This window comes from Paenibacillus sp. 32352, assembly GCF_002042965.1.
GTDB classification, from domain to species: Bacteria; Bacillota; Bacilli; order Paenibacillales; family NBRC-103111; genus Paenibacillus_S; species Paenibacillus_S vulneris.
Genome location: NZ_MZNT01000020.1, coordinates 35600 through 49376 on the forward strand (window position 1 = coordinate 35600; position 13777 = coordinate 49376).

Consider the following 13777-nt stretch of genomic DNA (forward strand, 5'->3'; position numbering starts at 1 on the left):
CATAGACCGGTGAATGACCGGCCTGCTTGAAGCTGGTCCGGTTACTCGCCGGAAATCTACCTACAAGGAGTGACGAAAATGCGTAAACCGATCATTGCCGGTAACTGGAAAATGTTCAAAACCGTAAGCGAAGCGGTAGCTTTCGTTAACGAAGTCAAAGGCAAAGCCGAAGTAGACGGCGTGGAGAGCGTCATCTGCGCTCCATTCACCAACCTGCCTGCCCTGGTTGAGGCTGTAAAAGGAACGACGCTGAAAGTCGGCGCCCAAAACCTTCATTTTGAAGACAGCGGCGCGTTCACAGGTGAAATCAGCGGTGTGATGCTGAAGGACCTTGGCGTAGACTACGTGATCATCGGACACTCTGAGCGCCGCGCTTATTTCGCGGAAACAGACGAGATCGTAAATAAAAAAGTACATGCGGCCTTCAAGCATGGCTTGACTCCAATCCTCTGCGTAGGCGAGAAGCTCGAAGAGCGCGAAGCAGGCCAAACGAAGGATGTTTGCAAAGTGCAAACGGAAGCGGCTTTTGCTGGCCTTAGCGCAGAGCAGGCAGCACAAGTTGTTATTGCATACGAGCCGATCTGGGCGATCGGAACGGGCAAATCCTCCACAGCTGCGGACGCTAATGAAGTTATCAGCTATATCCGCGAATTGGTGGCAGGCTTGTACGGCCAAGCGACAGCGGATGCGGTTCGTATTCAATACGGCGGCAGCGTGAAGCCTAACAACATCAGCGAATATATGCAAGAGTCCGACATCGACGGCGCTCTCGTAGGCGGAGCGAGCTTGGAGCCGGCTTCCTACATCGCACTCGTCGAGGGGGCGAAGTAAGATGTCCAGACCGAAACCGGTAGCACTGATTATACTTGACGGCTTCGGCCTTCGCGGCGAAGTGATGGGCAATGCCGTCGCTCAAGCGAAAAAGCCGAACTACGACCGTTACTGGGCGGAATACCCTCATACGACATTGACCGCTTGCGGCGAAGCCGTAGGGCTTCCTGAGGGACAAATGGGCAACTCCGAGGTTGGCCACTTGAACATCGGTGCAGGCCGTATTGTGTATCAGGATTTGACTCGGATCTCCAAATCGATTCGCGACGGCGAATTCTTCGATAACGAGACGATTCTAGGAGCCATTCGCAGCGCGAAGCAGAACGGCAAGAAGCTGCATCTGTACGGCTTACTGTCCGATGGGGGCGTTCACAGCCACATCGATCACCTGTTCGCATTGCTCGAAGCCTGCAAAAAGGAACAATTCGACGAAGTGTACATTCATGCGTTCCTGGACGGCCGCGACGTGGCTCCGGACAGCGCTAAAATGTACATGGAGAAATTGCAGTCCAAAATCAGCGAGCTTGGCGTAGGTAAAATCGCTACGGTGCAAGGCCGTTACTATGCGATGGACCGCGACAAACGGTGGGAGCGTACGGAGAAATCCTACCGCGCGATGGTATACGGCGAAGGTCCAACCTATACGGATCCGATGAAAGCGATCGTCGAATCGTACGAGAAATCGGTATTCGACGAATTTGTGATGCCGACCGTTATTGTGAAGGCTGACGGAACTCCTGTTGGATTGGTTGAATCGGGCGATTCCGTTATCTTCTTCAACTTCCGTCCGGATCGCGCCATTCAGCTGTCTCAAGTGTTCACGAACAGCGATTTCCGCGGCTTCGATCGCGGGCCGAAATGCCCTTCGAATCTGCACTATGTCTGCTTGACGCTATTCAGCGAGAGCGTGGACGGATTCGTTGCTTACAAGCCTAAGAACCTGGATAACACGCTAGGTGAGGTGTTGGCGCAAAACAACCTGAAGCAGCTGCGTACGGCAGAGACGGAGAAATACCCGCACGTAACGTTCTTCTTCAGCGGCGGACGCGATGTAGAGCTTCCAGGTGAAACCCGCGTCTTGATCAATTCGCCGAAAGTAGCGACGTATGATCTGCAGCCGGAGATGAGCGCGTATGAGCTGGCCGAGTCGACGGTGAAGGAGATCGAAGCCGGACGCCACGATGTCATCATCCTGAACTTCGCGAATCCGGACATGGTAGGTCACTCCGGTTTGCTTGAGCCGACGGTCAAAGCGATTGAAGCTACGGACGAGTGCTTGGGCAAAGTCGTTGAAGCGATCCTTGCACAAGGCGGCGTAGCCTTGATTACAGCGGACCACGGAAATGCCGATGTGGTGACGAATCCGGACGGCAGCCGCAACACGGCGCATACGACCAATCCGGTACCTTTTATTGTGACCGACAAACATGTTACACTAAGAAATGGTGGCATTTTGGCGGATATCGCCCCTACGGTGCTGAAGCTTCTCGGAGTACAGCAGCCTGAGGAAATGACCGGTCAAGCTTTAATTCAATAACCATCTTACAAAGAATAAGGAGTGTATCAAGTCATGACAATGATTACTAATGTTTATGCTCGTGAAGTGCTGGATTCCCGCGGGAATCCAACAGTAGAAGTAGAAGTATATCTGGAGTCCGGCGCAAAAGGCCGCGCTATCGTTCCATCCGGCGCATCCACAGGCGCATACGAAGCAGTTGAGCTTCGCGACGGCGACAAATCCCGCTACTTGGGTAAAGGCGTTCTGAAAGCTGTTGAGAACGTAAATGATATCATCGCTCCTGAATTGATCGGTTTCGACGCTTTGGATCAAGTCGCAATCGACAACAAAATGATCGAGCTGGACGGTACTCCTAACAAAGCTAAGTTGGGCGCTAACGCTATTTTGGCGGTTTCCATGGCTGTAGCTCGTGCAGCTGCTGAAGCTTTGGACATCCCTCTGTACGTATATTTGGGCGGATTCAACGCAAAACAGCTTCCAGTACCTATGATGAACATCATCAACGGCGGCGCTCACGCTGACAACAACGTGGACGTTCAAGAATTCATGGTTCTTCCTGTAGGCGCTCCTACATTTAAAGAAGCTCTTCGTACGGGTGCTGAGATCTTCCACAGCCTGAAATCCGTATTGAAAGAAAAAGGCTTGAACACAGCAGTTGGCGACGAGGGCGGCTTTGCTCCTAACTTCGCTTCCAACGAAGAAGCTATCACTTCCATCCTGACCGCTATCGAGCGTGCTGGCTACAAACCAGGCGTTGACGTATTCTTGGGTATGGACGTGGCTTCCACTGAGTTCTTCAAAGACGGCAAATACCACCTCGAAGGCGAAGGCAAATCCTTCACTTCCGCTGAGTTCGTAGACTTCTTGGCGAACTGGGTTGAAAAATATCCAATCATCACAATCGAAGACGGCTGCTCCGAAGACGATTGGGAAGGCTGGAAATTGCTCACTGAGAAATTGGGCGGCAAAGTACAATTGGTTGGCGACGACCTGTTCGTAACGAATACAGTTCGCTTGTCCCAAGGTATCGAGCAAGACATCGCAAACTCCATCTTGGTTAAAGTGAACCAAATCGGTACTTTGACTGAAACCTTCGATGCTATCGAAATGGCTAAGCGCGCTGGCTATACTGCAGTTATCTCCCACCGTTCCGGTGAGAGCGAAGACAGCACCATCGCCGATATCGCGGTTGCAACTAACGCGGGTCAAATCAAAACAGGTGCTCCTTCCCGTACAGACCGCGTAGCGAAGTACAACCAATTGCTTCGCATCGAAGACCAATTGGGCGGCACAGCTCAATACGCTGGTAAAAAAGCGTTCTACAACTTGAAGAACTTCAAATAAGATAGTAGTACTTGGTATAATCAAAAGACGGGTTCTAAATCCGTCTTTTGTGCTTATTTAATAATAAATGGGTTGTATGAACAGCTATTTTCATCGAAGGATTCGGCCGGAGAAAGAGACAGCTGCCGGAGAGTTTACGTGCGGCCTTTGAAAACGGGTTGTTACCGCAAGGGAAATGATTAAAGAGCCCGTTTTCAACAGACGCCGGAGGCAGTGTCTCATTCGCAGGCAGAAGCACAGGTCCGATAAGACTCTGCGCTGTTCATACAACCCGTTCCAGGGGGTCAATCATGGGTAACGGGTTAAAGACTGTATTATTTTTAATAGGGTCAGCCTTTCTGACACGGTTGATCCCCTTTTCATCTTTTTTCCGCAACTTGGACACGATGATTCACGAATTTGGCCATGCGGTGATGACGCTGGCGCTTTCGGGTAAGGTTATGTACATTGAGCTGTACGCCAATCACAGCGGGGTTACGTACTCCCAGATCATGAATAATTGGAGTTCCATTCCGGTATCGCTCGCCGGCTATATGACAGCGTCCTTGTTCGCCGTCTTCTTATTCAAAATGCGGGCTGGGGGCAGACAGCGGCTCGGGCTTCAGGTCATTACCGTGATTGCTATCATCTCCCTCATTTTATTCGTTCGCAACGAGTTCGGCGTCATGTGGCTGGTCGGTTTCATCGCTTTGAACATCATTATGCTGGCATTATCTCCACGCTGGCTGACGGATTTTTATTATTTGCTGCTCGCGTTCCTCACCTTGGAGGAATCGGTGGTCGGTCCGATTTCGCTGATCGTGTATGCGCTGGAGAATCCGGCATCGGCAGGGGATGCGGCCAACTTAAGCCGAATCACATTCATACCGGCCTTGGGCTGGGCGGTATTCTTCAGCCTATTCGGGTTATGGTGCGCCAAAAAAGCGATCACCGCCTTTCTGGAGCGCAGGAGACCGGCACGGCAATCGGAACAGCCCCGTTATAACGAATACCGTTAAGAGGATATAGGGGGCTTATTTGCCACTAGGACAAGTCTGTGATATAATACAAATGCTGTCTATTTTAGGGTCTTATTGTGGCTATACCGTTAGCTTTTGTTTAATCCAGGAATGATTGCTCGCAGGAGGTGGAAACATGGAACTTGTTTTGAAAATCGTACTGGTCATCGCCTCTCTCGGCTTGATCGCGGTCGTACTGCTTCAGCCAGGGAAGAGCTCAGGGTTGTCCGGTGCCATCTCCGGAGGTGCGGAGCATCTGTTCGGAAAACAAAAGGCGCGCGGCTTGGAGTTGTTTTTATCGCGATTGACGATCGGATTGGCAGCAGCATTCTTCATTCTGTCGCTGGTCGCTGCTTACTTCGTAAAATTAGGGTAATAAAACACACGCAGCAGGGGAATGATACTCCTGCTGTTTTTTTGTTCAAGCACAGCTTTCGGAGGTCGGGTCATGAGCCGCAATGAGAAAACAACGGAACCTTTTTTTCTACAGGGTCACGGGGAACGTGCTTCGACTCATATAATGATGATACACGGGTTTACCAGTTCACCGGCGGAATTTCGCCGGCTCGGATATTATTTGCATGACATCGGCTACACGGTAGACGGAATCTTGCTTCCTGGTCATGGGACCTCGCCGGAGGATATGATGACAACAGGCTGGAAGGATTGGTCAGGCTATGTGGTGCAGCATTATGACGCGATTAAGAACCGGAACGGGAAACAGGTTATCGTGATTGGCCATTCCATGGGAGGCTTATTGGCGATGAAGCTGGCTATGGAACGCAGGCTGGAGGGCGTTATCTCCTTGTCCGCGCCGATATTTCTGAAAAGCAGGAAGACGATCATGGCTGTCCTTTTGAAATATGTGATGAATTATATGGAGGCAAAGCCTGCTGCTGCCGATTATATTATCGAGGAAGCGTGTACATATACCAAAATGCCGGTTCCCTGCATCGTCGATTTGAGAAAGCTGATGAAGCTGGTCAAATCCAGACTGGAGAAGGTGAATGTTCCGATTTTTATCGCCCAAGGGGAGCATGACGGCGTGGTTCGTCCCAAAAGCGCTGCCTATATTTATCAGCACGTATCGTCCCAAATGAAGCAGCTTACGTATTATCCGAACTCTTCTCATGCTGTGCTGCTGGATAAAGAGCGGGAGAAGGTATATGAAGATATTCATCGTTTTGTGATGATGGTTCAGCATCATGCGGCGCTTGTGCGTGCATTAGGCTGGTCAAGTGACGGTGCGGTGTTATCTTAGCAGGGAAATGGGTAAAACTATATGAAAGAGAGAAGGAAGGTGAAATGTTGATTACAAGAGAAGCGATATTGGACTTCATGAAGGAAACGGCCTACAAGCCGATGACATACCAGGAATTGGAGAAGCATTTTCAGATCGAAAGTGCCTTGGAGTTCAAAGATTTCCTTAAGTTATTGAACGAGCTGGAAAATGAGGGCTTGATTCTGCGGACCAGAACGGAGCGCTACGGCGTGCCGGAAAGAATGAATTTGCTGCGAGGCAAGCTGCAGGCTCACCCCAAGGGCTTTGGATTCCTAATTCCTGAGGACAGGGATCATCCGGACGTATACATTCACGCCAATGACATGGCCGGTGCGATGAACGGAGATACGATTCTGGTTCGGATCACGACGAAAAGCACCCACGGCGGCAAGCTGGAGGGTGAGGTAGTCCGAGTCGTTACCCGGGCTAATACGCAAATGGTAGGCTTGTTTCAATCCCATGAGGGCGGCTACGCCTTTGTCATTCCGGATGATAAAAGAGTGATACGGGATATTTTTATTCCTAAGCATGCGTTTAACGGAGCGATGGACGGACATAAGGTTGTCGTTAACATCGTGTCGTACCCGGAAGGCCGTGCTGCAGCGGAAGGGGAAGTCATTGAGATTTTGGGTCATAAAAATGATCCAGGAGTCGATATTATTTCCATCATCCGTAAACATATGCTGCCGGAAGCATTTCCGGATGAGGTTATGGAGCAAGCTCAGGAAGTGCCTGAGGTCATATCGGAGGAGGATCTGGCCGGCCGCCGCGATTTGCGGAATAAGCGGATTGTCACGATTGACGGGGAAGATGCCAAGGATCTGGACGATGCGGTTAACGTAGAGCGTCTGCCGAACGGAAACTACCTGCTGGGCGTTCATATTGCTGACGTAAGCTATTATGTCCGGGAGGGCACTCCGCTGGACAGAGAGGCGTATAATCGCGGCTGCAGCGTCTATCTGGTGGACCGGGTTATCCCGATGCTGCCGCATAGGCTGTCTAATGGGATTTGCTCATTGAATCCGCAGGTAGACCGGTTGACGATGTCCTGCGAGATGGAGTTCGACGCCAGCTTGAATGTCGTTCGACATGATATTTTTACAAGTGTGATTAAGACCAGCGAGCGCATGACCTACACGAATGTGCGTAAGCTGCTGACAGGCGAGGCGGATGAAGAGCTTCAGGAGCGTTACGCTTACTTGATGGATGACTTCAAGCTGATGGAAGAGCTGGCTATGAAGCTTCGCGGCCGGAGGATGAATCGCGGAGCTATCGATTTTGACTTCCAGGAATCCAAGATTCTGGTCGATGAGAACGGCAAGCCGACGGACATTATCAAAAGGGACCGTACCATCGCCGAGATGATTATCGAGGAGTTCATGCTGGCGGCTAATGAAACAGTGGCGGAGCATTTTCACTGGTTGAAGGTTCCGTTCCTGTACCGGATTCATGAGGAGCCGGATTCGGAGAAGCTAATGCATTTCATGGAGTTCATTACGAACTTCGGCTATGTTGTTCGCGGCAAAGGTAATACGGTGCATCCTCGTGCGCTTCAGACGCTGCTGGAGGAAATCAAGGGAACCAAGGAAGAGACGGTCATCAGCACCGTAATGCTTCGTTCCATGAAGCAGGCGCGGTATGACGCTCATAGCTTGGGGCACTTTGGCTTGGCGGCTGAGTTTTATTCTCACTTTACGTCCCCTATTCGACGTTATCCGGATTTGATTATTCATCGTGTGATTCGCGAGGTGCTGGAAAGCGGCACGCTGGATGATAAGCGTCTAGAGTACTTGGCAGGACGCATGGAAGATATCGCGAAGCAATCGTCGGAGCGCGAGCGTGCTTCTGTCGATGCGGAGCGGGAAACCGAGGCGCTGAAGAAGGCCGAGTATATGATGGATAAGGTCGGCGAGGAATTCGAGGGCATTATTAGCAGTGTGACGAACTTCGGAATTTTCGTCGAGTTGGACAATACAGTCGAAGGACTTATTCGACTGAGCGATATGCATGATGATTATTACCATTATCATGAGGCGCAGCACGCGCTGATCGGAGAGCGGACGTCCCGAATTTACCGCCTCGGCGATGAAGTGAAGGTACGCGTCTCCCGCGTCAGCATGGATGAACACACCATCGATTTTGAGCTGGTGGATATGAAGCCGCGGAAGCAGAAGATGAGCTTGGTCGACGCGCTGAAGGGTGCGCGCCGCGGCAATAAGGCTCGCGGACGCCGTGGCGAAGCTGCCGGCGGACGCGCAGGACGCGCTGGCCGCGGAGGCGATCGCGAGCGTACAGCAGCGGAGGCCGCGCGCGGCGGCAAGCGCAGCAAGTCCGGCGCCAGCGCGAGCAAAGGCGCAGCCGGCAGCAAGAGCGCGCGGACGCGCAAGGGCAGCGCCAGCGGCGGGGCGGCTCTGTCGGCCGGTACCTCGCGGGGCACCGGGGTCGAGGCCGCCAAGGCGCGCGCGCTGGAGGCGCATGGCTCCGGCAAGGGAGCAGCAGCCGAAGGCGGGCGTCCAGCGCCGCGCAAGCGCAAGAAAAAGCTGAAAAAGTAGCTTTTTCGCTTGCTTCGGGGGATTGGAGTTTGGTAAAATGAACTCCAATCCCTTTTTCGGAGCGCTGTAGGGAAGGAGTTGGGGAACGATGACTACCAAAAAGGCCGATGGTAAGGTTCTTGCGCAGAACAAGAAAGCTTCCCATGATTATTTTATTGAGGATACTTACGAGTGCGGCATGGTGCTGACCGGCACGGAGATCAAGTCGCTAAGGCTGGGACGAGCTAATATCGGTGATGCTTTTGCCACCATACGGAACGGCGAGGCCTTCATTCATAATGTGCATATCAGCCCGTTCGAGCAGGGAAATCGGCATAATCCGTCCGATCCGACCCGTACCCGCAAGCTGCTGCTGAAGAAAGCGGAGATCCGCAAGCTGCTTGGTCAAGCCAAGCAGGAAGGGTATACGCTCGTGCCGCTCAAGATTTATGTGCGGAACGGCTACGCGAAGCTGCTGCTCGGTCTCGGTCGAGGGAAGAAGCAGTACGATAAGCGCGAATCCGCGGCCAAACGCGATGCGCAGCGTGATATTCAACGGGCCCTTCGCGAGAAGCAGAAGATTGCCCGATAGCACCCATCGCCAATTTCAATGCGAAATTGGTTCGGCTTCCAGCAAGATAGGCTTCACTTTGTTCGGAAATATGGTATACTAAGTAAGCATCCCAAGCGGATGCATGCTTCATCTATTGCGGCTTTCCTGGCAGAAAGCCCACCTATGCGGGGACGTTTCTGGATTCGACGGGGATAGTTCGAGCATAGGTAGCGGGTAGTGGGGACGCGACCGCTTTATCAACGCTAAAGCCTATTAAATGGCAAACAACAACAACCTGCTCTTTTAGCAGCCTAAGAAACTGCTGGAGCGCTCCTACCTTCCATCGCCCATGTGGCGGGATAGGGGCTCAACCTATAGTGGGATACGCTGTCTAGTCTCCGCCTGCGGCTAGCTGAAGAAGACAACCAGGCTGACCCAACGCAGAGCCGGTTACGGGGCGCTGCTCGGGTGACATCAAAACTGTGACTACACCCGTAGAAGCCTATGTGGCGTTATCTTCGGACAGGGGTTCGACTCCCCTCGTCTCCATAAGTACAAGCAAAGACACTCGAGAGGGTGTCTTTTTGCTTTATAGAGACGCCAAGGGGGAGATCCTTTGAGGGTACAGATCGAGCGGATCTGAAGCAATAGCCTCTTTTTATTCTTAACGATAAAAAACTATTTCCTGAATTTGTTGAACCGAGACTGAAGGGAACTGTAAATACGTGTTTCCGAAGTTGTTCATTTTAATACTATTGAGGAAGGAAAAGGAAAAGGAAAAGGAAAACCCATGACGAATATTGTATAATAATGTAATAAAGTATTAGGAGGCTGTTAGTTTCACACAATCAACTCTGTCAAAGAAATTCAGTGTCAGATACATACAAGATCTGCACCAAATTGTTAATGCCTTATTTAACTGAACAAATATTTTATTGGTTAGAGGGGATCAATCTTGGCGATTGAACTGGCGTCACTACCCGAAAAGCTTCGTAGATATAGAGAGCAATTTCAGATATCAAATGAGGAGTTAGCGCTCTATACAGGTATTGAAGTGGATCGATTATCTGCTTTTGAACAGGGTTTTTTGGAGCCTTCTGGTGATGAAATTCTGATACTTGCCGATTATTATAAATGTGATTTTCGATTCTTTATTACCAATAAACAAGTAACCTCATTTGAACAAACAGATTATTTGTTTAGAAAATATGGCGGAAAACTTTCTAAATCAGATCGGTGGGCTATACAAGAGGTTTTATTCTTAGCTGAGAATGAGGCTTTCTTAACTCAAAATCTTGGTCTCCAGCATACGGCTTTTTACTTTGAGAAAGAAGGCTCGAATTATAAATATCATGGCAGAGCAGCAGCATCAAGACTTAGGTCGTATTTAAATTATAGCGATAATGAGATTCCGTTAAATATATACAGAGATTTTCGAAAGCTAGGAGTAAAAGTATATCGTCGTAAACTAGATAACTCTAATATCTCAGGATTATATATTAATCACCCAATTGCAGGGAAATGCATTCTTGTGAACTATTCAGAAGATATGTTTAGGCAACGATTTACAGCGGCACATGAAGTTGCTCATAGTATTTTGGATGACGAGCATCAAGCCGTTGTTTCTTTTACTAAGTGGTCTAAAAATGACTTAGTAGAAATTCGTGCGAATACCTTCGCTGCTCATTTTTTATTGCCTCGGAATTTCACAAACTTAATTCCTAGTTCGCACAGTTGGGACGATGAGAAAGTTCTTTATTGGTCAGTGAAACTTAATGTAAACACGGAAGTTTTGGCGATAGCATTGAAAGATGAACGTTTAATTGACTCCAATACGGAGAGATTAATTAAATCAGTGAAAGTGCCTAGAAATTTAAAGATTGATCCAGAATTACGAGGATTATCGCCCAAAGGAGAAGAAAGAAGAAAAACTCTATTGGAGCGTGGACTTACTAGTGATTATTTACAATTGTGCTTAGATGCATATGCAAAGGATATTATAACAGCCTCTAGAATGGCAGAAATGCTTATGGTTCACGAGAGAGAACTGCGAGAAATAATGAGCATCTTTGGGGTGAATATTCGATATGTCCAACCAGATTAAGAACTTTTACTTACATAATGTTATAGACACCTGCTCGATTTGGAATATTCTTTCTTCAACTGTTTTTTATTCGGCTGTTCTTCAAGCGAAATGTACTTTAATATGTACTCGGTTTGTACTCTATGAATGTCTGCAAAAACCAAGAAGAAGTAGCACAACAGAAGAAGAGATTCTAAAAGATCGCTTAATATCCGAGCGTAATAAGGGTAGACTTAGAGATTATCACCTAAGCATTTCAGATTTGCAGGAAGTGGAAATACTTCAAAGTAGCAAAAATCTGTCAAAAGGGGAACTTTCATCAATTGCTTTTGCTAAAAGAATGGGACAAGCATTTTTAACTGATGATCAGGGAGCAAGGAAACTAGCTGCAATGTTTATGGAAAATGATAAGGTGCAGACAACTCCTCAATTATTTGGGTGGCTTTTCTATGAGGGCCATCTGATCGATTCGGATAAGGATATTATCATCAAGGAACATACTGAGCTAAACCGACCCTTATCTAAATATTTAAATAAAATGTACGAACAGTCTATGCAGATGAAACTATACAAATAATGAATTTATGCATAACCGATCTTAGAGACCCATGTTAATTTCAAAGTCAACCAAACTGCAAACGAAAGTCGGTGATATTATGGGACTGAGACAATTAGAGGTTAAGTTATCAAATGAACATCTTAACAAATTCTCAAAAACAAAACCTCTTAAGGCATTAGCTGAGTTAATATGGAATGCTCTTGATGCAGACGCAACTGAGGTTGAGGTGAAATTTGATAAAAATGGTCTTGGGGGAATTGAACATATTTACATCGTGGATAACGGTGATGGTATAAACTTTGGATATATCAATGACCGCTTTGGGAAATTAGGCGGCTCTCATAAAATTAATGCAAGGTTTAGTCCTGGGGGAAGGAGGTATCATGGTAAACTTGGTCAGGGACGTTATAATGGATTTGCTTTAGGTAAAAGTGTAGAGTGGGTTTGTATCTTCAGGGAAGATGAGGAACTATACGAATATAATATAATAGGTCGGTTAGGGAATATGAACTACTTTCAATTTTCCGAACCTAAGAAAATAATAGGGATTAGGACTGGAGTTAGCGTAAGTATAACAGAACTATTCGATGAGAAGGTCAATGAATTAGCAGATAGTGAAAGATTAGCCAGTGAATTAACAGTAATCTTCGCTCCGTATTTACTCGCATATAGTGGAATAAAGATTATCATTGATGGGAGAAAGTTGGACCCAAACAAAGTAATTGCTTCCCAACAGAACTATATAATTAATGTAAACTATCATAATGGAGAAATTAAAGGATTATTAAAAGTCATTGAATGGAAAACGGGTTCAAATAAGAAATTATTCTTATGCAATAACGAAGGAATTACTTACGAGGAAGAATCATCTGGAGTTAAGAGTACAGGAGGATTTTCCCATACTGCCTATCTTCATAGTGATGTAATTGAAAAGCTGGTTAATGAAAATCAACTAGAAGTAAGAGAGATGTCACTCGAATATAATGCACTTAGAGATGAAGCCTATGAGATACTTAAATCCGTTTACCGAAGTAGACTTGCAAATGAAGCATCTAAAGAAGTTAAGAAGCTTAAGGAAGAAAAGGTTTATCCATACTCAGGCAAGGCAACTTCAGTAATTGAGATTGCTGAGAGGCAGGTTTTTGATATCTGCGCTGTAAAAATAAATCAGTATTTACCCGAATTCAGTAATCTAAATAAAGGATCAAAAAAATTCACCTATAGACTTCTTAAAGAAGCTTTACAGGCAAATCCAACGAGTTTAAGCAAGATATTAAATGAAGTTTTAAATTTACCAATAGATCAACAGGAAGAGTTCGCCGCGATACTCGATAAGACCAGTCTAGAATCCATAATAAATACAACGAAATTAATATCGGATCGAGTTTCGTTTATTAATGGCCTGGAACAGATACTTTATACCGATGAATATCACAAACGCTTAAAAGAAAGAAGTCAGTTGCATAAGATTCTATTGGGTGAGTTGTGGTTATTCGGTGAGCAGTATACATACGCCTACGATGATATTTCCCTAAAAAATGCTCTTAAGAAGCATTTGCAACTTCTTGGTAGAAGTGATTTGTCTGAAGAAATTGACTATACAAATATAAAAGACTTGAATGATATACCAGACATTGGACTATATCGTCAATGTGTCACTGGTAGTGGCGACCACTTTGAAAACCTAGTAATTGAACTTAAGAGACCTTCCTGTACGATAAGTCAGGATGAGCTTAACCAGATTGAGAAATATGCTGTAGCCATAGAGGAGAATGAGTATTTTGACAAGGATAAAACAAAATGGAAAATAATACTCCTCGGCATCAAGATGGATAAATTTGCTGCAAAAAAGGTAACACAGTCTGATCGGGAACCTGGACTTCTTTATCGTGGTGATAATATGGAAGTTTGGGTTAAAGAATGGAAACAAGTTATTCAGGAAGCGAAAGGTAAGCATAGATACCTACAAGATAAATTAGAGTTGTTCGTGAAAGACAATGAAGAAGGTATGAGGTATTTAAAAGAGAAGTACAGCCAGTATTTGCCTGAATAAGATATTTGTTGCCCGCCTTTAGCA

Annotated in this window: 11 protein-coding genes and 1 other RNA gene; all 12 read left to right on the forward strand. The window is 47.2% G+C overall.

The features are described 5' to 3' along the window. Window positions 1–78: 78 nt before the first annotated feature. The 12 genes from tpiA (at window position 79) to B1728_RS32910 (ending at window position 13753) form a co-directional block, all read left to right on the forward strand. On the forward strand, window positions 79–831 hold the full coding sequence (gene tpiA, locus B1728_RS32855; protein WP_079914652.1) for a triose-phosphate isomerase: 753 nt from the start codon (window positions 79–81) through the stop codon (window positions 829–831). A gap of 1 nt (window position 832) precedes the next feature. Continuing rightward, complete coding sequence (gpmI, locus tag B1728_RS32860) at window positions 833–2368, forward strand: 2,3-bisphosphoglycerate-independent phosphoglycerate mutase (RefSeq protein ID WP_079914653.1); 1536 nt, start codon at window positions 833–835, stop codon at window positions 2366–2368. Between the two features lie 33 nt (window positions 2369–2401). Beyond that, window positions 2402–3694: a phosphopyruvate hydratase gene (gene eno, locus B1728_RS32865; protein ID WP_079914654.1), complete on the forward strand. Its 1293-nt coding sequence runs from the start codon at window positions 2402–2404 to the stop codon at window positions 3692–3694. A gap of 290 nt (window positions 3695–3984) precedes the next feature. Further along, window positions 3985–4692: a M50 family metallopeptidase gene (locus tag B1728_RS32870; RefSeq protein WP_079914655.1), complete on the forward strand. Its 708-nt coding sequence runs from the start codon at window positions 3985–3987 to the stop codon at window positions 4690–4692. A 136-nt stretch (window positions 4693–4828) separates the two neighbouring features. Then, a complete protein-coding gene (gene secG / locus B1728_RS32875) occupies window positions 4829–5068 on the forward strand; it encodes a preprotein translocase subunit SecG (protein WP_028548996.1) in 240 nt (79 codons plus the stop codon). Window positions 5069–5140: 72 nt separating this feature from the next. Continuing rightward, on the forward strand, window positions 5141–5953 hold the full coding sequence (locus tag B1728_RS32880; protein WP_079914656.1) for an alpha/beta hydrolase: 813 nt from the start codon (window positions 5141–5143) through the stop codon (window positions 5951–5953). 47 nt (window positions 5954–6000) lie between these two features. Then, the gene (gene rnr, locus B1728_RS32885; protein WP_079914746.1) at window positions 6001–8526 is read left to right on the forward strand and encodes a ribonuclease R; all 2526 of its coding nucleotides are present in this window, start codon (window positions 6001–6003) and stop codon (window positions 8524–8526) included. 88 nt (window positions 8527–8614) lie between these two features. Further along, entirely contained in the window at window positions 8615–9097 is a 483-nt protein-coding gene (gene smpB, locus B1728_RS32890; RefSeq protein WP_079914657.1) for an SsrA-binding protein SmpB, read from the forward strand. A gap of 148 nt (window positions 9098–9245) precedes the next feature. Continuing rightward, window positions 9246–9610, forward strand: a transfer-messenger RNA (tmRNA) gene (gene ssrA / locus B1728_RS32895). A 403-nt stretch (window positions 9611–10013) separates the two neighbouring features. Beyond that, on the forward strand, window positions 10014–11162 hold the full coding sequence (locus B1728_RS32900) for an XRE family transcriptional regulator (RefSeq protein ID WP_079914658.1): 1149 nt from the start codon (window positions 10014–10016) through the stop codon (window positions 11160–11162). Beyond that, window positions 11146–11718, forward strand: coding sequence for a hypothetical protein (locus tag B1728_RS32905; protein ID WP_079914659.1), 573 nt, complete (start codon window positions 11146–11148; stop codon window positions 11716–11718). Before B1728_RS32900 ends, B1728_RS32905 begins: the two co-directional genes overlap by 17 nt. 79 nt (window positions 11719–11797) lie before the next feature. After that, complete coding sequence (locus tag B1728_RS32910; RefSeq protein WP_179136292.1) at window positions 11798–13753, forward strand: ATP-binding protein; 1956 nt, start codon at window positions 11798–11800, stop codon at window positions 13751–13753. Window positions 13754–13777 lie beyond the last annotated feature (24 nt).

What these genes read in the sequence shown, in the direction of transcription:
- eno (WP_079914654.1), top strand. Translation starts at nt 2,402, where the DNA reads ATGACAATGATTACTAATGTTTATGCTCGTGAAGTGCTGGATTCCCGC.
- B1728_RS32880 (WP_079914656.1), top strand. Translation starts at nt 5,141, where the DNA reads ATGAGCCGCAATGAGAAAACAACGGAACCTTTTTTTCTACAGGGTCAC.
- tpiA (WP_079914652.1), top strand. Translation starts at nt 79, where the DNA reads ATGCGTAAACCGATCATTGCCGGTAACTGGAAAATGTTCAAAACCGTA.
- smpB (WP_079914657.1), top strand. Translation starts at nt 8,615, where the DNA reads ATGACTACCAAAAAGGCCGATGGTAAGGTTCTTGCGCAGAACAAGAAA.
- B1728_RS32870 (WP_079914655.1), top strand. Translation starts at nt 3,985, where the DNA reads ATGGGTAACGGGTTAAAGACTGTATTATTTTTAATAGGGTCAGCCTTT.
- secG (WP_028548996.1), top strand. Translation starts at nt 4,829, where the DNA reads ATGGAACTTGTTTTGAAAATCGTACTGGTCATCGCCTCTCTCGGCTTG.
- B1728_RS32910 (WP_179136292.1), top strand. Translation starts at nt 11,798, where the DNA reads ATGGGACTGAGACAATTAGAGGTTAAGTTATCAAATGAACATCTTAAC.
- B1728_RS32905 (WP_079914659.1), top strand. Translation starts at nt 11,146, where the DNA reads ATGTCCAACCAGATTAAGAACTTTTACTTACATAATGTTATAGACACC.
- gpmI (WP_079914653.1), top strand. Translation starts at nt 833, where the DNA reads ATGTCCAGACCGAAACCGGTAGCACTGATTATACTTGACGGCTTCGGC.